The sequence below is a fragment of the Clostridium autoethanogenum DSM 10061 genome (genome assembly GCF_001484725.1).
Taxonomy (GTDB): domain Bacteria; phylum Bacillota; class Clostridia; order Clostridiales; family Clostridiaceae; genus Clostridium_B; species Clostridium_B ljungdahlii.
Map to the genome: position 1 here is coordinate 4,217,876 of NZ_CP012395.1, position 22,101 is coordinate 4,239,976.

Below are 22,101 nucleotides of genomic sequence, written 5' to 3' on the forward strand. Positions count from 1 at the left end.
AAAATGTTTATTAACTACAATTTTAGGTGTTGATGTGTAAAATCATCAACACCCATTTTATATAAAGAAAAATCCACGAATTTATCCTTGTTTACAATGTTTACTTAAAAATTACATACAGTAATGATATAATTAAATTATTATAGATATAATTTCAAATTTGATTGGTGGTACTAAGATGAGTAGATTAAAATCAGTAGATCAAGAAACAATAAGAATATTAAATCAGAAAAAAATATTAAACTTGTTATATAGAAATAATAAACTTACAAAGCAGGAAATATCCCAAAAACTTAATATAAGCATTCCAACAGTTATAAGTAACAGCAATGAACTTATAGAACAGGGTTTTTTGGAGGAAGCTGGAGTTGCAGAGTCAACTGGCGGCAGGAAGCCTACGATTCTCAAATTCCTGCCGGACAGCAGATATTCTTTTGGAGTGTGGATTACAAAAGATAAGGTGAAAATTATACTTACAAATTTGAATTTTAAAATAATACATGAAATAGACTTTAGTATGCCAGAAAAATTATATGATTTTACTGATGTGATTTCTAAAACGGCAGAGGCTATTGAATATTTGGTGAATAATTTTAATATTTCACCGGATAAAATACTGGGAATAGGATTTTCCCTACCTGGTACGGTAAATGAAAAAGAACTCCTATTAAAAAATGTACCTAATTTGGGCTTTAAAAATGTATCTTTTAAAAAATTTGAGAGGTATTTCAAATTTCCCATTTTTATAGAAAACGAAGCAAATGCATCAGCTTATGCAGAGACATTTATTAATTTTAATGATGCAAAAAATAGTCTTGTTTTTATATCTATTACAGAAGGTATTGGAACAGGTGTAGTTATAGCAAATAACGTATATAAGGGATTTAATAAACGTGCAGGTGAATTTGGACATATGGCTATCGTAAAAGATGGAAAAAGGTGCAATTGTGGAAGAAAAGGGTGTTGGGAGTTATATGCTTCTAAAAAGGCACTACTTGGTGCATACAGGGAAGCATTTAATGATGTAAATGGAAACTTGGACGATTTTTTAAAGAAAAGTGAAATGGATTTAAAAGCAAAAACAGTATTGAATACATATGTTGATTTTTTAGCTGAAGGTATTAAAAATATAATATTGACATTAGATCCTAAAAATATACTTATAGGTGGTGAAATATTTCCCTATAAGGATTTCATAGAAAAAGAACTAATTAAAAAGATATTTACGGATAACAGTTTTTATGATGAGAGTCAGTGTAATGTGATGTTTTCAAATCTTGGGGAAAATGCAGCTGTATATGGGGCAGCACTTTTGCCTATGGAAAATATATTTTTCCTAAATGACAATGTATTATGATATATTAAAGAGACACATTTTATAATTTGTGTTTCTTTTTTTACTTATTAAGTTTGCTTAAGAATTATTAAGTATTTATGTAAAGCAGATAAGATGATATAATTTTCGTAAAAATAAATATTTTATGGAGGAAAATATATGTATCTAGGAAATATTCGTCATAATATTGATGTTTCAAATGAATATTATATGCTAGCCAAAAAAGATGAGGAAGTTGGAAATATTTTAATGGAAAGATGCGAATATAGACATGCCATTTATTTTTTTATACAAGCAATGGAAAAATATATTCGTGCCAAAATCTTCAGATTAGTTGATCCAAAACTTGATTACTTTAGAAAGAGAAATCAAACTCATTCAATTGAAAGTGCTATTGAATTCTTAATAGATATTATAAGTCCTGATAAAAATATTCAGCAACAAATAAAAGAACAATTGAATAAATATGTCCTTCAAAATATTAAATTTCAACAGTTGCATAATAATCTAAGATATCCTTATTATAGTTCAAAGTATAATTCTTATTCTGTGGTCGATTTTGGTAGTCTTGACTGTAGTGGGATATATATAAAGTTACATGATTTAAAAGATTATTTACAAGAGTTAAACAGACTATAAAGTAAAAAATTTAAATTTCATGTTGACAAAGTATTTTAAAAGTTATATCATATGTATAAATTAATTGAATAACTTCTTATCGAGAGAGACGGAGGGACTGGCCCTATGATGTCCGGCAACCTGAATATTTTATATTCAATGGTGCTAATTCCAGCAGGGATAACCTGAAAGATGAGAAACATGAGAATGTAACTTCCTGTGGTTTCTCCATAGGAAGTTTTTTAATAGGTAAATTTAATATTTTAGTTGGCTGACTAGAAAAACTAGAGGTCAAGTTTCATTTGAACTGGAAAACACTTTTTCGTTTTTAGTGGATTTTCTAAGTTTGTTGAAGCTTGGCTTTTTTGTTATTACTTATTACCAAATTAGTAATAAGTATAGTTCAATTAATAACCATAAAGTTTAAGTAAGGAGGATTTGAATATGGAAACTGATATTAATAGAGATGATACTAAAACAATCAAGTATAAAAAGAATGGACATACTAAATTGACAAAAGAAATTATTAATTATCTATTATTTCCTATTTTAATTTTAGTTACATGGGAATTGATTAGTAGATTACAAATAGTTTCATCTATATTACTTCCATCTATTGAAGATGTAATAAAATCATTTATTTCACAGATAAAAAGTGGACAATTAATAAATGATTTGGCTACAAGCTTGTTTAGAGTATTTAAAGGATATTTTATTGCAGTTACATTGGGTATAAGTATGGGAATAATTATGGGAATTTCAGAGAAAACAAATAAATTTTTTACTATAGTTTTTAATGGAATAAGGCAAATACCACCATTGGCATGGATACCATTGTTTATACTTTGGTTTGGAATAGGTGAAACTTCAAAAGTTATTATGATAGCAATGGGAGCTTTTTTCTCTATATTACTAAATACTATAAATGGTATTCAAAATACCCCAAAGCAGTATCTTGAAGTAGCAAGATTATATAAGATAAAGAAAGTAGATTTGTTTAAAAAGGTATATCTTCCATCTGCGATTCCATCTATATTTGTTGGGTTGAGACTTGGAGCAGGAGCTTCATGGATGTCAGTAGTGGCAGCTGAGATGATAGCTTCAAGTTCAGGTATAGGTTATAGAATAAATGATGCAAGAAGCTTAATGCAGTCTGATGTTGTAATAGTTGGAATTATAGTAATAGGTGTAGTTGGAGTTTTGATGGATACTATTCTTAGAAAAATAGCACATTTTGCATCTAGATGGGAAAGACTCTAATAATTAATAGGAGGTGTACACTTTGGAAGAAAATGATAGAGATTTAATTATAAAAAATTTAGATAAGAGTTATACGGTTAATTATAAAGAAATAGAAATTCTTAAAAATATAAATATACATATTGGAAAAGGAGAATTTATAAGTATTGTTGGGCATAGTGGGTGTGGGAAGAGTACATTGCTTAAAATTATAGCAGGACTTGTTGAGCATAATATTGGGTCTGTAACTTTAAATGGCGGAGAAATAAGTGAACCTGGTACAAAAGTTGGAATGGTCTTTCAGGATCACAGGCTTCTGCCATGGCTTACGATTAAAGACAATATATCTTTTGGACTATATGATGTTTCTAATGATGAGAAAGAAAAGCTTGTGCTGGACCATATTGAACTAGTTGGATTAAAGGGATTTGAAAATGCATATCCTCATCAACTATCTGGAGGAATGGCACAGAGAGCCGCTATTGCAAGGGCGTTGGTTCATAAACCTGAAGTTTTACTTTTAGATGAACCCTTTGGTGCATTAGATGCACTTACAAGGATACAAATGCAAAGAGAAATCTTAAAGATTTGGGAAAAAGAAAAAACTACTATGATATTGGTTACTCACGACATTGATGAAGCTATATATTTAGGTGATAGGATTGTGATAATGTCTTCAAGACCTGGAAAAATAAAAAAAGTCTTACCTGTTGAAATTACGAGACCTAGAGATAGAAATAGTCATAATTTTTCTGTACTTAGGAAACATGTATTTAGTGAATTTTTTGTAGAAAATAACGTTGTATCGGATTATGTAATTTAGTATAGTTAAAATTTATATAAATTGGAGGATAAATAAATGAAAAGAAAACTATTATCAGTAATTTTTGCAGGGATCTTTATATTTACACTTACAGCATGTTCTAAAGGTGGAGTCAGTTCAAGTAATTCAACAAATGATAGTGAAAAGAAAGTTGTTAGAATAGGATATCCTGGAAGTCAATATTCTTTAGGTGGAGCAGCTGCTATAGCACAGCAAAAAAAGTTTTTTGAGGAACAATTAAAAAAAATAGGTTATACAGTAGAATATAATCCTTTTTCAGGACAAGGCCCTGCAGTAAATGAAGCACTTACTAGTAATAAAATAGATATTGCAGTATATGCAGATTTTCCTGGAGTTGTGTTAAAGTCAAAAGGAGTGCAAACAGATTTAATTGGAATAAGTCAAAATAAAATTTATTCTACTATTGTTGTACAAAATAATTCTAAAATAAAGACAGTAGAAGATCTTAAAGGTAAAAAAATAGGATTTGCAAAGGGAACATATGCTCAGAAATTTTTATTAGAAATATTAAGTAAAAGTGGACTTTCAGATAAAGACGTACAGCTTGTAAATGTTACTACAGATGCAGAATCTTCACTTATTTCAGGAAATTTAGATGCACTTGTATTAACAGATGATTCAGCACTTCAATTAACTGCTGTTAAAAAAGTAGCAAGGAATATTGTAAGTTCAAGACAGTATCCAGAAATGAGTGCTCAGAGTATTGTAGTTGCTAGAGATAGTTATATTAAGCAAAATTCCAAAGTACCTGTTGCTATAGACAAAGCGTTGATTGAAGCAAGAAACTACTTTAAATCAAATCCAGAGGAGAGTTATAAATTGTTAACTAAAGCTGGCTTAAGTTTGGAGGCTGTAAAACAACAATACAGTGGTGAATCACCTAATTTTAATGTATTACAAACGGAGATAAATCAAGATACAATAAAAAGATTAGATGAAACGCAAAAGTTCTTGTTAGATCATAACTTAATAACAAACAAGTTTAATACTGTTAGTTGGGCAGATAAGTCATATTATCAAGAAGCTATAAAATAATTATAAATATGAATGGAGAGGATAGTTATGGGATATCCAAGTGTTTATCCAACAGGAGTTACAATATACAATCCTGAAAAATGTTGGAATGGTTATACTATTTTTCAAGCAAAAGATATAGGAGCATTATTAATCGATATGAATGGTCAGGAGGTTCAACTTTGGAAGAATCTTCATGGATTTCCTAATAAAATACTACCAGGTGGATATGTTATAGGAAGTACAGGAGAAAGGGATTCAAGATATGGATTTCAGGATATGACTGACCTTGTACAGGTGGATTGGGATGGAAATATAGTTTGGAAATTTAATAGGCATGAATATATAGAAGATCCCGGACAAAAGCCAAAGTGGATGGCAAGGCAGCATCATGATTATCAAAGAGAGGGAAATCCAGTAGGATACTATGTTCCTGGTATGAAACCAAAAGTTGATAAAGGGAATACTCTCATTTTATGTCATGAAAATGTAAAAAATGATAGAATATCTGATAAAATATTGCTGGATGACAAAATTATTGAAGTTAACTGGGATGGAAATATAATATGGAAGTGGAATGCCAGTGATCATTTTGATGAATTTGGCTTTGATGAAGCAGCTAAAAATATATTATATCGTAATCCAAACCTGAGGACAGCAGGCGGCGGCATAGGAGATTGGCTTCACATAAATTCTATATCGTTAATAGGACCTAACAAATGGTTTGATGGTGGAGATGAAAGATTTAATCCAGATAATATTATTTTAGACAGCAGAGAAGCCAATATTTTAGCTATTATAGATAAGAAAACAGGAAAAATTGTCTGGAAGATAGGACCTCGTTATGATACAAGTGAGGAGCTCATTAATCTAGGTTGGATAATAGGACAACATAATGTACATATGATACCTAGGGGCCTTCCAGGAGAAGGAAATATACTTGTATTTGATAATGGTGGATGGGGAGGTTATGGTATTCCAAATCCAGGTTCTGTAAGTGGAAATAGGAATGCTTTAAGAGATTATTCCAGAGTTATCGAATTTGATCCCATAACTTTGAAAATAATATGGCAGTATACTCCAGAAGAAGCTGGTTTTATAAATCCACTGGATGCTGCAAGATTTTATAGCCCATTTATAAGTAATGCTCAACGTTTGCCAAATGGAAATACACTTATAACAGAAGGTTCAGATGGACGTATTATAGAAGTTACAGAGGATCATGAAATAGTATGGGAATATATAAGCCCATATGATGGAAAAGGTTCTACTAAGATGAATATGGTCTATAGATCATATAGAGTACCCTATAGTTGGATACCTCAACTTGATAAACCTGTAGAGAAACCGATAGAAAAGCTTGATAAAAATCAATTTAGGGTACCAGGGGCTGCCGGTCCAGGACGCAAAAAAGAAACGATTGTAGATCAAACTGAAGAATATGAAGGAAGTGATTCAAACTTTTGTGTTATAACTTACGATGAATTGAAAAAAGAAAATAAGCTAGATTAAAATATAATGGTTAATAGTATCTAAAATTTTTACAAGGAATTGCTGAGCGCAGTAAAAGTTCAACAGTTCCTTTTTATTATATGTTCTAAATATATATTTGTTTTTTAAGCAGCTTATTAAAATTAATAAAATATTAAATTCCACCAATTGATATTGATATATACTATAAATTTACTCATAATAAAGTATATATCATATAACTCGTAAAAAGAAGGTATAAAGATGAGAGATGAAATATTGTTACTGGACAATGTTACAAAAACAATAAAGGGTAGGCAGATAATTAAAGAAATAAGTTTTTCAATGAAGCAGGGAGAAGTAATGGGATTTTTAGGCCCTAATGGAGCAGGAAAATCAACGACAATTCGTATGATTGTAGGACTGTCAAAGCCTACTTCCGGAAAAATTGATATATGTGGATACTCTATAACTAAAAATTATGTAAAAGCTATGTCAAATGTGGGATGTATTATAGAAGGACCTGATTTATATAACTATATGAGTGGAATTGATAATTTAAAGATGTTAGCATCCATGAGTAGAGATGTTACAGAAAAGGATATAATAAATGTAGTAGATTTGGTAGGCTTGAAAAATAGAATTAAAGACAAGGTAAGTACATATTCTCTTGGAATGAAACAGAGGCTTGGAATTGCACAGGCTTTAATGCATAATCCCAAACTTCTCATTTTAGATGAACCAACTAATGGACTTGATCCATCTGGAATAAGTGAACTTAGAAACTTAGTAAAGCTATTGGCAAGTGAAAAAAATATTTCTGTACTTGTATCAAGTCATATTATTTCTGAAATAGAACTTATGTGTGACAAAGTAACTATAATTAAAAACGGGGAAACAGTTTTAAAAAGTGCAGATGTAGATAAATTATTAAATAATCAGGGGGTATTCTGGGTTTTAAGTGACAATGAAAAGGGAAGAAAAATTTTAGAAAAAAATTGGAAGGTTAAAGGCAATGTGGTTGAAGAAAGGCTTGAAGCAAATGTCTCGTTAGAAAAGCTTCAAGAGATAAATTCCTGCTTTGTAGAACGAGGACTTATGATAAAGTATGTTGACAACAAAAACAAGACACTAGAGGATTTGTTTTTGAATCTGACAGAGGGAAATCAAATTATTTAATTGGGGGGCATAAAATTTGATAAGATTAATTGAAAATGAAGTACTTAAGATGCTTTCAAAAAAGAAATTAGTTCTTATTTCTGTAATTTTACTTGTACTTGTATCCCTTTTTTGTTATGGAGAAAATGCATCATATAAACATACGATAATGAGATTTTCAGGTACACCGGGACAAACTCAAAATTATAATTGGAAGTCAATGGTGAATCAGCAGATATTATATTTGAAAAATACTATGAATAGCCAATATATAAAAGAGGACAGAAAAAATTCAATAAACATTCAGATTGAACAGCTGCAGTATTATATAAATCACAACATAAATCCAATAACTCCAACTAGTGCAAAATTTACTATTGATTTTATGGATGAGGCAATTTATTTGTTTTTACCGCTGCTTATAATTATATTAGCAGGAGATGCTGTTTCTGGAGAATTCTCATCCAAAACAATAAAGGTATTGTTAACTAGGGCTGTTCCAAGGTGGAAGATATTACTTAGCAAGTACATTGGGGTTTTGATTTTATCATGTATAGTAATTTTAGAGTCAGCACTTATGTGTGTAATAATATCAAGCTTTGCATTTCACAGCGGTGGATGGAATGAACCTATGGCAACGGGATTTAAAGTTATAGGAAATAAGCTGGATTCCTCAAATGTAATAAGAATTTACCAGTGGCAGTATGCTATCTTAGTATATTCACTTGGATGGTTTGTTTCTGTAAATATTGCAACTTTATCTTTTATGGTTTCTGTAATAGTGAGAAATACTGTCACATCTGTGGGCATAATGCTGGCAACTTTAATAGGAGGGGGATTTCTCCAGATGTTTTTGCAGGATTGGCCGATGATTAAATATTTCTTTGCTGTAAATTTGGATTTAACACAATATTTAACGGCATCTTATCAACCTGTTTCTGGAATGAGCCTTTCTTTTTCTGCATTAGTACTGTGTTTATGGTCGATTGCAGCTTTAGTCATAAGTTTCAGCGTATTTCAAAAACAAGATGTATTGGTTTAGACAGTATGATAAAAATAGGATAGTATACTGACTCGTTATTTGTTTGAAAATGACTTATGAGTAGGGGGAAAAAGTGTAATGAATAAAAAATCAAGATTTACAATTTTATCTATTGCTGCATGTATATTTACAATAGTATTTGCAGCAGGATTTGCATATTCTATTAGTATTACTAATGCATCTGGCAGCACCAGTAGTAAAGTTACAAATAAGGGAAGTGAGAATAAAGCTGTGGATACTAAAATAAAGAAATTAAACAGTAATTCCTATAATATTTTAGTTATGGGTGATTCACTGGCAAGAGGAACCGGGGATGAAACTAATAGTGGATTTGCAAATGATTTTTCTAAACTTTGGAAAAGTAAAACTAAAAAATCTATAGAAGTTACCAACATTGCTGTTAATGGTGATGTATCTTCTGGACTTTTAAATATAGTAAAAAGTAAACAGACCTTACAGTATGTACAGGATTCAAATATGATTTTTATTTCTATTGGAGGAAATGAAATAAAGAATTTTAAAAATTCAAGTACAGTTCCCTCTGCTGTTCAGACAGATAGTTTGAAGACAGTTGAAAATAAGTACATGAAAAATCTATCAGATGTTTTTAAATTAATAAGAAGTAGAAATCAAAATAGTATAATTGTGTTTATTGGATTGTATAATCCTTTTGGAAGCGAGTTAACTGAAGATAAATTGGAACTTTTAAACGAGTGGAACTATAAAACAGACCAACTTGTATCATCAGATGACAATGCTATATATATTCCTACATATGACCTTTTTAAATATAATTCAGGAAATTATTTTGCTGCAGATAATTTTCACCCCAATTCTATAGGTTATGATGCTATTTCAAAAAGAATGTTTGAGGCATTGAAAAATTATCAATAGTTATAAATTGTTAACAATATTGACACCCAAATGAAACAATAATTTAGTAATATAAGCTAATAGAACAATATGTTACAAAAAAATTAAATAACGGTAAATTTATAATATAATCGTTAAAGACAGAATTGGAGATAAATTATTATGAAAGTTAAAGATAAAACTGAATTAAAGAAATCAAAAAAGATTTCTGTTTCAAAAACTTTGAATGCTGTTGCTTTAGTTGTAGCAGTCCTTGGAATTGCATCATTGGCTAATAATATTTATTTGTTTAGGCAAGCTGTTAATCAATATGTAGCTCAAGGATATTCTGCTGCTACTGTTACTAAACAACTGCTTTCATCACAATTGCTTCCAGGAATATTTGAGCCAATTGCACTATATGGAGGTATTTCAATTGTTTTATTAGCTGTTAGTATGATAAATAGAAAAGTTTCAAAATGCTTAGAATTATTAACCCCAGCTGAAGTTTGCCATGAAAATATAAGTAATGACATTAATGCTGCCAGTAATGATGTTGAAACTGGCGATCATAATATTCATACTGATGATAAGGAAAGCAGTGATGATGAAGAGAAACATAATCAATTACAAGCCTCAGAAGAACCTAGTAAAGCTTGATTAAAATAAATTTGATATTATTTATGCCCTATAAAGTAGACTTTTAAAAAGTTTGCTTATAGGGCATATTTGTTCATGCCAATTAAAATATAGTAAATGAAACAAATTTTTATATATTTAAAAAAAGTAGTTAACATTATAGGAAAATAATAATATAATTGTATCATTAAGTTATAAAATAGGAGGATATATAAATGGTTGTTTTACAAAAATATTTGGGAGCTAAGGTTAATATATATATATACGCTAGTGTAGAATCTTATAATAATGAACAGGAAGATACGTCATTAAAGGGTGTAACTGTTACAGAGGTGACAGATGATTTTATAGAAATAGAAGATGAAAGAGGACTTTCTCATTGTATAAACTTAAAAAAGTGTTTTTCTGTTGTAGTTGAAAGGGAAAGGAGCCTTGGATATTGATAGATGAAGCTATTAAAGAGTATTATTATAACATATATAAGAAATTTTATTTGAATGCAGGGGTGATGTCCTGCTTTATAAAGTCTCTTGTTTTTACATCTGTTGTAAATTTAGAAAATCTAGATATCGAAAATAACGTACAATTGGATATGACTAAAATTAAATCTGTTGGAAGTGGGGAAAGTTTAATTATACTCGATATACCAGGAGGCAGAGGACTTGAATATGGATATAAGTATAGAGATAAATATACTATAGTGCCAGATTTTAATATGGTGTGCCACGATTTTGGAGTAGTTAAAAGTAATTCTATATTAAAAAAGCTTGCTTTATTTTCAAACACACGTTTAAAAAATTATGATAAATACATGATTATACTTGATAGTAATCGATATGTGGATGTTGAAATAAACAATGTAAATCAATATAATAATCAATATGAGATAACAGAAGAGGATTTGCCGGAAGCTGAAATGTTCAATTTCTTAAAAATCCATAGTGTGCTATATGTATGTGATAAAAATATAAAAGAAGATGCAAAGGAATATTTGAATTACTTAAAAGCTAACAATATTGGAGTTAATGTGAGTAAGTTAAAGGAAAAGAGGAATTGAAGTTAGATGAATAAGAAAAAAGCAGCATTAGGATTAATTATATCAGCCTTGGTTGGAAGCTCAATATATACATACAATCAAAATTATATAACTGATCAGGATCAGGAGAATGCAGCACAGCAGCAGTCTGGCTGCACTTCACCTTTTGTATACTATCCTAATAGTTTTTTTGAAGGATATAAGGTATCAGATGAAGGTAAATCTAATGTGGATTTTTATGGGTGGCACAGTTGGACAAATTCTACTAGTGGAGTTGTAAGCCCATATACAAGCTCTAATTTAAGCAGTATTAAGACTAGCAATGGAGGAGTTACATCTTCTTCAGATCATATAAGTACTTCTGGTTATAGTGGTGTACATGCTGGTAGTGTGGCTGGATAGACTATATACTGTAGTAAAAATTGGCTAAAAATAGGACAGCAAGTAGGAGACTTATAATAAGGAGTTTAGCAGGATGAAATATAACAATGTGGTAGATGAGTTACTTTTTGAATATTATTCAATACACTGTAGAAGAAAAGGAGATGTTTATTCTCCATATCCTTTTTATTTAACAGAAATTGAATACAATAAAATAAATAATTACACTAATATAATTAATAGAGTGTCCTTAGATGTGTTAAATAACTTCAATACTAAATACAATGATTATGAGAGCATGATTCCTGATTTTCCTCTTAAAGATGAAATAATGAATTTAAATAGAGAAATTCCAGATATTTTTTGGACAAGATATGATTGCTTTCTTCAGTATGATGGCAACATATTTTTTAGTGAAGGCAACTATGACAAGCCCTGTGCCCAAAGGGAACTTGCAATAGGTGAATACTTTAATTGCAATAACAATGTAAATAGAGGCTTTTCTGAAAATTTTAGAGAAAAATTTAATTCAATAATTCACAAGTATTATGGCAGCAAAAAAATCAATGTATTAGTTCTGGCGGATCCATGTCATTATGAAGAAGTCCATTTATCAATGCTCTATAGAAAATGGCTTGAAGATGATAGGATAAATGTAATTTTGGGAGGAAGTAATAATATATACATTAAAAATGAAGAAGTATATTGTTTTAATAGACACGTAGATGTTATTTTGAGACAATTTCCATGTGAAAATTTATATGAGGTTAATGATATTAAACTTCTTTTAAATTTATATGAAAAAAATAAGGTGCTTATATTAAATGATCCTAGAGTAATAATTCTTCAAAGTAAAAGTATATTTGCTTATTTTCACAAATTATTGAGAGAAAATAGGTTAGATGAAGGTACTGCAAGTGTCGTAAGAGAATGTATCCCATATACAGAGTTATTAAGTGATACGAATTTTGATGAGGCTAGATATAATAAGGATAAATATGTAATAAAGCCTATACTTGGACGTTATAGCGAAGATGTATTTATAGGAAAGCTGTATTCAAAAGAAGAATGGAAAAGTATTTTAGATGACATTAAAGAGTATAGGAATCATTACGTTATTCAAGAGTTTAAGGAGATAAGAAAAGACAATATAGTTGAATTAAGAGTGGGATATCCTCATACTGTTGATGCCTTTTGCAATTTGGGAGTTTATCTTACATGTAATGAAATAAGGGGAATATGCTCTAGATGGAACTATGACTATCTTACAAATAATGAAACCACATTTATAACTCCAATAGGAATAAGAAATCCTAAACTAAATCTAAAATATAATAAGAATATAGAAGATAGACATGATGAATTTAAAAAGGTAAATTTAGATCTCGTAAAGCTAGGATTTACCGGTGCCTATAATAATGCAAGGGAGTACATATCTTTAGATGAAGTCATCTTAAGTATTGATAAATTTGAAGAGTTAAAAAATGCTTCCTGTGAAGTCTTGAACATATTTAGGAAGGTTTCTGAATTTGTATATAAAAATAAGGGATGGTTTGATGAAATTTTAGGAACGTCAAATGTAAGTGAAAGTATATATTCATCAAAAGATTTTAAGTACTTGAGTATTTTAGGAAGAATGGATTGGGCTCTGGATACGGATAACAATTTGAAACTTATGGAGCTAAATAATGAAACCCCTGCTGGACTATATGAAAGTACTATTGTAAATGACTATCTTGTAAATAGATATAAACGTAATGTGCAAAATCCAAATAAGAATTTCAAAAACATTTTAAGTGAAAATATTGAAGAATATATAATGAGATATTCTCCAAAGACTATAGGAATATTTAGTACATGTTATTATGAAGATTACTATAATATAGATATTGTATATAACATAATAAAAAAAATAGGTGACAAATACGGAATTAGAGTGATAAGAGGTAATGTGTATAATCTAAGAGTCGAAAATGGTAAGTTATACTATTTTCATGATAGAATTGATATGATTTATAGATATTTTCCACTAAATTGGTTTGAAAAATTCAATATGCAGGATGTCGGAAAGTGGATAAATAATAAAAATTGTATAAATCAACCAGTAACTATGATAGGGCAAAGTAAATCCATTTTTGCTGTGGTATATGAAATGCTTGGGACAGATTTTTTTACACAGCGTGAAAAAAGTATAATACTGAAATACATTCCCTATACTGATTTTAGTAATAAATCTATGAAAACCATAGATTATATCTGTAAACCCATATTAGAAAGGGAAGGAGAGGGAATATACACTAGGGGACAGCTATCTTGTCAGGATATAAACAATCTGGATAACTATATTTTTCAAGAGAGAATTAATATAAAAACTTTAAACTATATATGCAGATCAACATTTGGTGAAGAGAGAAAAAATTTATTTCCGATACTTGGATGTTTCTATAGTGAAAGTGAATTTGTTGGAATGTACTGCAGGCTAGGAGATTTAATTACTAGAGAAAACTGCATATATATGCCTGTATATATTGATAGGGTGGTATAAAGATGAATAAGAAAAAAAAGAATAAGAAAAGAATAAATAACAAAAATGAAAATAGAAAATATATAGATGAAGAAAGTAAAAATAAAAAATGTAGAAAAAAAAGAGTTATAATTTGTATTTCTCTCATAATATTAGTTTTTTTTATTGTTATACATGTGAAAAATTATGAAAAACTTGTAAGTAAATCTTATGTTGGAACTTATCAGCTGCATGAAGTTGATGGATATTATCTGGGTAAAGGAACTAATGATGATGACAAGATGGAGTATGTATTTCAAGTAGAACCTATAGATGAATCTAAAACCTTATCAGACAATGTAGATATTACAGAAGGAGTAACTATAAAGGAAAGTTATACTGAGGGAGAAAAAGAATCAATATTAAAAATTGCAAATAAATCAATTGCAAAAAAATCCATGGATGTCTTTAAAAATAACTTAGGGGAAAATGATACAGTTTCTGTTTTTGCGGCTTCATATAAAAACTGGAGTGGTAAAGTCAATACAAAGTATGAGTATGAAATTTTGATTAACAAAAGTGATATAAAGGACTTTGATGATTAAAAAGGAGTAAAACATACTCCTTTTTAAATATTCAACATAAAGTGTATAGAGCTTAATATTCGCCTCTTCCTTGGGTATCCACTTTAACTTTTACATTAACCTGTATATCAGACTTGCTTATTACTTCATTCCAATCTGTGCCTGTTTCCCTGCCGTATTTAGCAGCAGCAACTCTTCCAAGATCCAAAATATCAACTTTATATTTGTTTTTTATTTGGCTTATGGTTTTGTTACACATTTCTACCACTAATTTTTCAGTATTTTGTTCAAATTCTTGTATATCTTTTGGGCTTTTGTACATATTTTTATATAATTCATTACTTATTATATCACCTTTTAAATCCAAATTTATTATAAATTTGTAGTTTCCATTTTCCCTATAGCATTTGACTTTTCTCTTAGATGTTGCGTAAAAGTCTATATATTTTTTTGAATTTTGTTGTAATGTTAAAATACCTTTTACATTATTTTCTTTTAGAAGATTTATGATTTTAGCTTCTTTCACATCTGTTTTTGCAATCATTTTATCCTTATTAAATATGGCAACACCTGTAGTTTTAATTAGGGTACCTTCTCCACCACTATTTTCATCACCTGCAATTTCTACATAGGGGAGCAATGTATTTCTACCTTCTGCATCTATCCTTACTATAATATCCATTATGGTATACTGTGAAGGAAAAAAATTAAATTGATTTAAATTTTTTACCATTTCATAAATATATTCCGCAGAACTAGCATAACCTTTTACGTTATATTTAAATATATCTTCAACTTTACCTTTACATACTACAGAAAGTGCCCTGTCATTTGTATTTGCATTATTAAGAATTATATCTATAAAATTTTTTATGCCATTTCTAGAAGCTTCTTCACTGAAAATATATATTCTATTAATACCTAGTAAAAACTTTTTACTGGACTTTAGCTGCCTGCTTTCTCTGGTTTTACCTACAGTTGAGCCCTCTCCTGTGAGTACATTGCTTACTATTTTATTACCAGATTCAAATGAGTGCATAAGAATTGGTACAATATAAGTAGTAGATGAAGAAGTTTTTTCTATATCACATCCAACTCCCACAGGTATTTGTAGGTTTTCAACGAGTTCTCCTTTTGTGCCCATAAAGGATATTACAAAAATTAATATAATTAAAATTGGTATAAAAAATTTATTTTTTTTCAAAATTACCACCTTTTTTAAAAGTTATTAAAATTACTATTAGTGAAATATAAATTAAGTTGTATATTAAATAAAATGACATTATCATGTCTGTATAATTTCTCCTTCTAGTAGGAGTTCCATATAAGCTTGATAAAAATAAAATTATAGGGCATAAAATCAAGGCAAATGTTTGAGGGGAGGTTTTATTTATAAGTCTATTCATGCCATAGCAAGATGAAAAATAATAAATAGATATGCATCTCAATACTACCAATGCCCACAATGATATAAATATATACCTAAAACTATTGATAATAGGTATATTTATACTATCAGCTAATGTTAATATTGGCCATAAGAACTTAGGTGAAATTTCAATACCTAAATAATATATAGCTAAAAAAGTAAACCATGTATAAACAGACATAGTAATTACAGTGCTTGTTAATCCACATTTTAGTAACTTGCTCTTATCTTGAAGGAAGGGGTAAATAAAAAAAGCAACTTCAGCACCGCAGTAAAAAAAAGCTGTTTCTTTTGAAGACATTAATATATTTTTAAAACCTGAACCAAATACAGGCATCAAGTTTAAATAAGTTCCGTATTTTAAAGTTGCAACAGGTAGAAAAAGTAGAATTAGTGCTAAATAAAAAATTAATTTACATAACCTTCCTAAGGGTTTCATACCTTTATAAGCTGTGTAAGCTGCAATAGTTAGTAGAGGTAAAAATATTTGGTAATCTTTTAAAAATGGTGTGGCATATATTTTAAATACATTAGCTAAGCCTGTTAGTTCAGTAGAGGTTACAAATATGAAAAATGTTATAAATATAAGATTCAAAATATTACCTAAGATTTTACCAAGAGATTTTTTACTAAGGCCGAATATGTCATCATCTGGGAATTTGTTACAGGTGTAATTTGCTAATATTAATATATATAAGGGATATACTGCACCTATTATGCAGCCTATCCATCCGTCTTGTTTTGCATCTTTTATGACAGAGTTAGGTAAATACAAAATTCCAATACCAATAAAAGATGAAAGTAAAAAAAATGTAAATTCACTTGATGTTATAAATGTATTTTGAGTTTTATTCATTTATTTTTCCCCCTAAAATGCTGCCTTATAGGATTTGTATTAGGTATAATTTTAGGTCGTTTAATCATATTTTTAATGGGGACTCTTATAAAAGTATCTTTCATATCGCTTTTATTGAATTCAAAATAAGGTACTCCAAAGTTTTCAAGGGAACAGAGATAAGATAATATAAAAAACCATCCTATAATTATTCCAAGCACACCAAGCCAATTCGAAAGTATAAGCATGGGATAGGCAAGGAATCTTATTGCAATAGACATTTGATAATTTGATATTACAAAGGAGGATACAGTAGAAATACCAGCAACAAATAGCGTAGCCGAACTTACTATTTTAGCTTTAATAGCAGCGTCTCCGATAATAATACCACCAACTACACTAAGAGTTTGACCAATTTTACCAGGAAGCCTTAGACCACCTTCTCTTAAAAACTCTATAGTTAAATTCATAGCTAAAAGTGACATAAAAGGAGTTAGAGCTATTCCCTTTCTAGATTCCACAAGTGACTCTATAAACTCAACAGGTATGAGTTCGGTGTTGAATTTAATAAAAGTTATATAAATTGCAGGAACAGTTATTACTATAAAAGCAGCTATAAATCTTATTATTCTTATAAAAAATGCTTGAACTGTTCTTCCATAATAATCTTCTGGTGTTTGAAAAAATTCTATAAATGTAGTTGGATAAGTTGTAACGTAGGGGGTTCCTTCTAATAAAAAGGCAATTCTGCCTTCCATTAGCGCGGCTTCTATTATATCTGGCCTTTCAGATCCTATAGTTTGAGGAAAAACGCTGTAGGTATGTTCTTCTATGAGCTGTTCAATTGTACTATTTGCGGATACAAAATCTTTATCTATTTGACTTATTTTTTCCTCTATACTCTGCAAAAAGTCTTTATCTACTATGTCTTCGATAAACGCTATGACAAAATTACTTTGACTTCGTCTTCCTAATTTAAATTTATGCAAAGTTAGCTTTTTATCTTTTATTCTTCTTCGTAGTATGCTTATATTTGTGTCAAGATTTTCTATAAAGCCTTCTCTTGGGCCTCTTAATGACACGTCACTAACTGGTTCGGAAATTTGCCTGTAAGTACCACCTGAAGTATCTATTACAATAAAATTTGAAATACCATTAAGCACTATTACAGTTTTACCGCTATTTATACTATATGGAAGCATATTTATATCAGTTTCTATACTTGTATTACTTGCAGCAATATACTTTTTGCATAAATAGTCATCCACATTTTGGATAGTTGATATATCTTCATGTACATGAAGCATTAGTGGATTTAGTATATCCCTATCTATAATATTTTTATCTGCTTGAGCATTCAAATATATAACAGCAGCTGTTAAACTATTTTTATCCCCAATAAATATGTATTTTATTACTAATTCAGATTTGTTACCAACTAAATTTTTTATATTATCAATGTTAGAATCAATTGCGGTTTCTGTGTTCTGCACATTTATCCACCTCCCCATTAATAATATAATTAGTATGCTCTTTTTTAAAATATTTATCCGATGACTACTTATGAGGATACCCCTAAAAAAATTGTACAAAAAAACTGGAAGCCTTTAAGCTTCCGGTTTTTATAGAAAAAAGTAGATTAAAAATCAACCTTTTTACCATAATAGATGTATTCTAACAATTTTTTCATTTCAGCATCATTTATACTTCTAGGATTTGATCCAGTGCAGGCATCTAATACGGCATTATGAGCTATAAAATCTTCATTATCTTTAAATTCTTTTTCATCTACTCCGTAATCTTTTAATGTCAAAGGAATATCCATACTCTTGTTCATATCTTTAATCATGTTAGTTAATGAATCTACTAATTCATCATCAGTATTTCCTGGAAGTTTAAGACTCCTAGCTATATCAGCATATCTTGGTGTACAAGCTTTTTTATTGAAATCTATAACATAGGGAAGATATATTGCATTGGCACATCCATGAGGAATATGGAATACTGCACCTGTTTTATGTGCTAAACTGTGAGTTATTCCAAGAAGTGCATTTGAAAATGCCATTCCAGCTAAACATTGAGCTAAATGCATTTGGTTTCTAGCTTCTTTATCTTCATTGTAAGATTTAATTAAATACTGATTTACCATAACTATAGCTTGAATAGCAAGAGGATCTGAGAAAACTGAATGAAGTCCTGCAACATATGCTTCAATAGCATGGGTAAGTGCATCCATTCCAGTATGTGCAGTTAATTTAGGTGGCATTGTTTGAGCTAATGCTGGATCAATTATAGCTATATCTGGTGTTAAATTGAAGTCAGCTAAAGGATATTTAATTTTAGCTTTATAGTCTGTTATTACAGAAAATGCCGTTACTTCTGTTGCAGTACCACTTGTAGAAGGTATAGCTATAAATGTTGCTTTTTGTCTTAATTTAGGAAGACCAAAAGGAACCACAGCCTCTTTAAAAGTAAACTCAGGGTATTCATAGAATATCCACATAGCTTTTGCTGCGTCAATTGGTGAACCTCCACCTATTGATACTATTAAATCTGGTTCATATTCTCTCATTAGTTTAGCGCCATTCATAACAGTTTCTACAGATGGATCTGGTTCAACTCCTTCTATTAATTTTGATTCAATACCTGCTTCTTTTAAGTAGTTTACTACCTTATCAAGGAATCCAAATCGTTTCATGGATCCACCACCTACGACAATAACAGCTTTTTTTCCATCTAGGTCTTTCAAGGTTTCTAATGAATTTTCTCCAAAATAAATGTCTCTTGGTAAAGTAAATCTTGCCATTTTTATCCTCCTTGTAAATACATAAAGTATTTTTTAAAAAGATTGTTAAAATATTATCTAACTGATTATACTATACTTATATGGATTATGCAAATCAGTTTTGGTAATATTTTGTTATGTTTTAGAACGTATATCTTTGTAAATATTAAACTATTGATAAGTATATTTCTATTATGTGAAGTAGAAAATAAAAATATACCGTATTATGAAGTAAAACGGTATATCTTTAGATTAGTATTTTTTCATATAGTAGTTGGAAAAGATGAGATTCAATATAACTTTTAAAAGCACAATAGCTGAAAGTGTAATACAAATTGTTCTAAATCCTAAAAGTCCAGTTACAATAATAACTGCTGATTCAAGGTAAATCATTATAGTGTAAACAAAAGATTTTGTCTTTGCTTTTATGAATTGTGTACGCTCTTCTGTTTGTGCCATTTCAATTTTTGCTGCTTTTTTAGGATCCTTTAACAACTTTAGGCTGGTGGCAATGCCAATAACTCCAGCGATTGTAAAAGAGATGCCAATTCCTGAAAGTATATCTTTACTGTGATTGTTTGCAAAATCTCCAAATATAAAAAATAACAGTGCAATAATACCGAAAATAGTTTGAAATATAAAATATATAAGATTTCTTTTAGCATGATACATAAAACTATTCCTCCTCTTCAAAAATAAATACTTGTTCAATCGTCATGTTAAATATCTTTGCTATCTTATAAGCAAGAAAAATGGATGGATTATATTTACCATTTTCTAGTGATATTATTGTTTGTCTTGTTACATTGCAGAAATCTGCTAATTCTTCTTGTGTGATTTTTCTTTCTTTCCGAAGTTCCCTAATTTTATTTTTCATATTTTGAAGATTCATCTCCTAAATGTATAGTACACTTTACAATTATAGTATAGTACACTTTACATTTGGTATCAAGCTAATTTTACAATTATGTATATGTTTATGAAGTTTTTAACTAAAAAATAAACTTATGAGTAGAAATATTTAACTGTATAATACATATAAGTAACTTTGTATTAAATTTAGGATGGAGTTAGGCAAAATTTTATACAAATTGGACAAGTATCGAATAAAGTATATAAAAATGTAATATTATGATATATAATGATATTAAATTTTGAAAAGGAGAATGTAATATGATTTCTATAAATGGAGTAAAATATGTAAAAGATATGTGCCAAACGCAAGCAGATATGATACCAGGTGGTGTTATATATTTAACCAGTGATGGAACTACTTATACTTGGAGAAAAGCGTCTAAGGAATTTGATTTAAATATATTTCAAGTTGGTGAAAAGTTGAATTCAAATAGTATAACTGGTAAAGCTATGAGTCAAAATAAAATGATTATAGAAAATGTCCCACGTTCTTTATATGGAATGAGACTGAAGATTGTGTCGGAACCAATAGTGAATGATGAAGGACAAACTGTAGGAGTGTTTTCTACTGTATTTCCAGTGCAGCATCCATTAATGAAGGCATTTGATGATTTTGCACCAATATTATCTGAAATGTTTTCTGATGGTGCTATTATTTTTACTACAGACTTAAATAAATTTATAAGCATACAAGATTCAAAAGATTTTAAGCTGTCTCAATTAAAGGTTGGAGATAATTTTAAGAAAGATACTACAGTTGCTGAAGCTGTGAAAACTAGAAAACCAGTGTCTGTAGAGCATGATGATTCAATGTATGGTGTACCAGTTTTATCAGTTTGCTATCCTTTATTTAGTGATGATACAGGTGAATTAATTGGAACTTTTGGTCTTATGATTCCTAAAGTTGAAGCAAATAATTTGAAAGAAATGTCCAGGAGTTTAGAAGATAGTCTTGCCCAAATAACTTCTACTATTGAAGAATTAGCAGCATCGGCATCTACTATACATGAAAATGAGCAGAATCTTAATAATAGTATTAATGAAATAACAGATTTATCACAAGAAATAAATGGTGTAGCTTCACTTATAAAGGGCATAGCAGATCAAACTAAGATGCTTGGATTAAATGCCTCAATTGAAGCAGCTAGGGCCGGAGATGCTGGAAAAGGTTTTGGAGTAGTTGCTCAGGAAATTAGAAAATTATCGGAACAGTCAAGAAGCACAGTGCCTAAAATTGCAAAGTTAACGGATAATATTAAGGAAAAGGTTGAGTCTTCTAGCAAGATGAGTCAAGATTCATTAACGTCAAGTCAAGAACAGGCAGCTGCTGCACAGGAAATCACAGCTAGTATAGAAGAAGTTACTTCTATGTCAGAAAAATTAAATGAAATTTCACTTAAACTATAATATAGAATTTTAAA

The 22,101-nt window shown here is 29.5% G+C and carries 22 protein-coding genes and 1 riboswitch; of the genes, 16 read left to right on the forward strand and 6 right to left on the reverse strand.

Annotation, left to right across the window (positions count from 1 at the left end; genetic code table 11):
- The first annotated feature begins 178 nt into the window (after positions 1–178).
- The 15 genes from CLAU_RS19240 to CLAU_RS19310 all read left to right on the forward strand — a co-directional run bounded on the left by CLAU_RS19240 (position 179) and on the right by CLAU_RS19310 (position 14,737).
- Positions 179–1,357 (forward strand): ROK family transcriptional regulator, encoded by a 1,179-nt coding sequence (locus tag CLAU_RS19240; RefSeq protein ID WP_023163453.1) that lies wholly within the window; start codon positions 179–181, stop codon positions 1,355–1,357.
- Between the two features lie 138 nt (positions 1,358–1,495).
- Positions 1,496–1,975: a HEPN domain-containing protein gene (locus CLAU_RS19245; RefSeq protein ID WP_023163454.1), complete on the forward strand. Its 480-nt coding sequence runs from the start codon at positions 1,496–1,498 to the stop codon at positions 1,973–1,975.
- Between the two features lie 73 nt (positions 1,976–2,048).
- Positions 2,049–2,153, forward strand: a riboswitch (SAM riboswitch).
- 245 nt (positions 2,154–2,398) lie between these two features.
- Positions 2,399–3,214, forward strand: a complete 816-nt coding sequence (locus CLAU_RS19250) for an ABC transporter permease (RefSeq protein ID WP_023163455.1) — start codon at positions 2,399–2,401, stop codon at positions 3,212–3,214.
- Between the two features lie 22 nt (positions 3,215–3,236).
- On the forward strand, positions 3,237–4,016 hold the full coding sequence (locus CLAU_RS19255; protein WP_023163456.1) for an ABC transporter ATP-binding protein: 780 nt from the start codon (positions 3,237–3,239) through the stop codon (positions 4,014–4,016).
- 36 nt (positions 4,017–4,052) lie between these two features.
- A complete protein-coding gene (locus CLAU_RS19260) occupies positions 4,053–5,072 on the forward strand; it encodes an ABC transporter substrate-binding protein (protein ID WP_023163457.1) in 1,020 nt (339 codons plus the stop codon).
- 27 nt (positions 5,073–5,099) lie between these two features.
- Entirely contained in the window at positions 5,100–6,563 is a 1,464-nt protein-coding gene (locus tag CLAU_RS19265; protein ID WP_023163458.1) for an aryl-sulfate sulfotransferase, read from the forward strand.
- A 222-nt stretch (positions 6,564–6,785) separates the two neighbouring features.
- On the forward strand, positions 6,786–7,700 hold the full coding sequence (locus tag CLAU_RS19270; protein WP_023163459.1) for an ABC transporter ATP-binding protein: 915 nt from the start codon (positions 6,786–6,788) through the stop codon (positions 7,698–7,700).
- A 16-nt stretch (positions 7,701–7,716) separates the two neighbouring features.
- A complete protein-coding gene (locus CLAU_RS19275) occupies positions 7,717–8,721 on the forward strand; it encodes an ABC transporter permease subunit (protein WP_023163460.1) in 1,005 nt (334 codons plus the stop codon).
- Positions 8,722–8,799: 78 nt separating this feature from the next.
- On the forward strand, positions 8,800–9,615 hold the full coding sequence (locus CLAU_RS19280; protein ID WP_023163461.1) for an SGNH/GDSL hydrolase family protein: 816 nt from the start codon (positions 8,800–8,802) through the stop codon (positions 9,613–9,615).
- Between the two features lie 141 nt (positions 9,616–9,756).
- Positions 9,757–10,233: a hypothetical protein gene (locus CLAU_RS19285; RefSeq protein ID WP_023163462.1), complete on the forward strand. Its 477-nt coding sequence runs from the start codon at positions 9,757–9,759 to the stop codon at positions 10,231–10,233.
- A 194-nt stretch (positions 10,234–10,427) separates the two neighbouring features.
- On the forward strand, positions 10,428–10,655 hold the full coding sequence (locus CLAU_RS19290; protein WP_023163463.1) for a hypothetical protein: 228 nt from the start codon (positions 10,428–10,430) through the stop codon (positions 10,653–10,655).
- The gene (locus CLAU_RS19295) at positions 10,652–11,269 is read left to right on the forward strand and encodes a hypothetical protein (protein WP_023163464.1); all 618 of its coding nucleotides are present in this window, start codon (positions 10,652–10,654) and stop codon (positions 11,267–11,269) included. Before CLAU_RS19290 ends, CLAU_RS19295 begins: the two co-directional genes overlap by 4 nt.
- 6 nt (positions 11,270–11,275) lie before the next feature.
- On the forward strand, positions 11,276–11,650 hold the full coding sequence (locus CLAU_RS19300) for a hypothetical protein (RefSeq protein ID WP_023163465.1): 375 nt from the start codon (positions 11,276–11,278) through the stop codon (positions 11,648–11,650).
- Between the two features lie 73 nt (positions 11,651–11,723).
- Positions 11,724–14,174, forward strand: coding sequence for a glutathionylspermidine synthase family protein (locus CLAU_RS19305; protein ID WP_023163466.1), 2,451 nt, complete (start codon positions 11,724–11,726; stop codon positions 14,172–14,174).
- Between the two features lie 2 nt (positions 14,175–14,176).
- Positions 14,177–14,737 (forward strand): hypothetical protein, encoded by a 561-nt coding sequence (locus tag CLAU_RS19310; protein WP_029169929.1) that lies wholly within the window; start codon positions 14,177–14,179, stop codon positions 14,735–14,737.
- Between the two features lie 52 nt (positions 14,738–14,789).
- On the opposite strand, the gene CLAU_RS19315 is transcribed toward CLAU_RS19310, so the two are convergent.
- The 6 genes from CLAU_RS19315 to CLAU_RS19340 form a co-directional block, all read right to left on the reverse strand.
- The gene (locus CLAU_RS19315) at positions 14,790–15,920 is read right to left on the reverse strand and encodes a Ger(x)C family spore germination protein (RefSeq protein ID WP_023163468.1); all 1,131 of its coding nucleotides are present in this window, start codon (positions 15,918–15,920) and stop codon (positions 14,790–14,792) included.
- Complete coding sequence (locus CLAU_RS19320) at positions 15,907–17,001, reverse strand: GerAB/ArcD/ProY family transporter (protein WP_023163469.1); 1,095 nt, start codon at positions 16,999–17,001, stop codon at positions 15,907–15,909. The genes CLAU_RS19315 and CLAU_RS19320 overlap by 14 nt, the downstream gene beginning before the upstream one ends.
- On the reverse strand, positions 16,998–18,491 hold the full coding sequence (locus tag CLAU_RS19325; RefSeq protein ID WP_161618870.1) for a spore germination protein: 1,494 nt from the start codon (positions 18,489–18,491) through the stop codon (positions 16,998–17,000). Before CLAU_RS19325 ends, CLAU_RS19320 begins: the two co-directional genes overlap by 4 nt.
- Before the next feature lie 128 nt (positions 18,492–18,619).
- The gene (locus tag CLAU_RS19330) at positions 18,620–19,786 is read right to left on the reverse strand and encodes an iron-containing alcohol dehydrogenase (RefSeq protein ID WP_023163471.1); all 1,167 of its coding nucleotides are present in this window, start codon (positions 19,784–19,786) and stop codon (positions 18,620–18,622) included.
- A gap of 231 nt (positions 19,787–20,017) precedes the next feature.
- On the reverse strand, positions 20,018–20,437 hold the full coding sequence (locus CLAU_RS19335) for a hypothetical protein (RefSeq protein ID WP_013238502.1): 420 nt from the start codon (positions 20,435–20,437) through the stop codon (positions 20,018–20,020).
- A 4-nt stretch (positions 20,438–20,441) separates the two neighbouring features.
- Positions 20,442–20,642 carry a helix-turn-helix transcriptional regulator gene (locus tag CLAU_RS19340; RefSeq protein WP_023163472.1) on the reverse strand — a complete coding sequence of 67 codons (201 nt, stop codon included), beginning with the start codon at positions 20,640–20,642 and terminating at the stop codon, positions 20,442–20,444.
- Positions 20,643–20,938: 296 nt separating this feature from the next.
- On the opposite strand from CLAU_RS19340, the gene CLAU_RS19345 reads away from it, so the two are divergent.
- A complete protein-coding gene (locus tag CLAU_RS19345; protein WP_013238504.1) occupies positions 20,939–22,087 on the forward strand; it encodes a methyl-accepting chemotaxis protein in 1,149 nt (382 codons plus the stop codon).
- Positions 22,088–22,101: the final 14 nt, after the last annotated feature.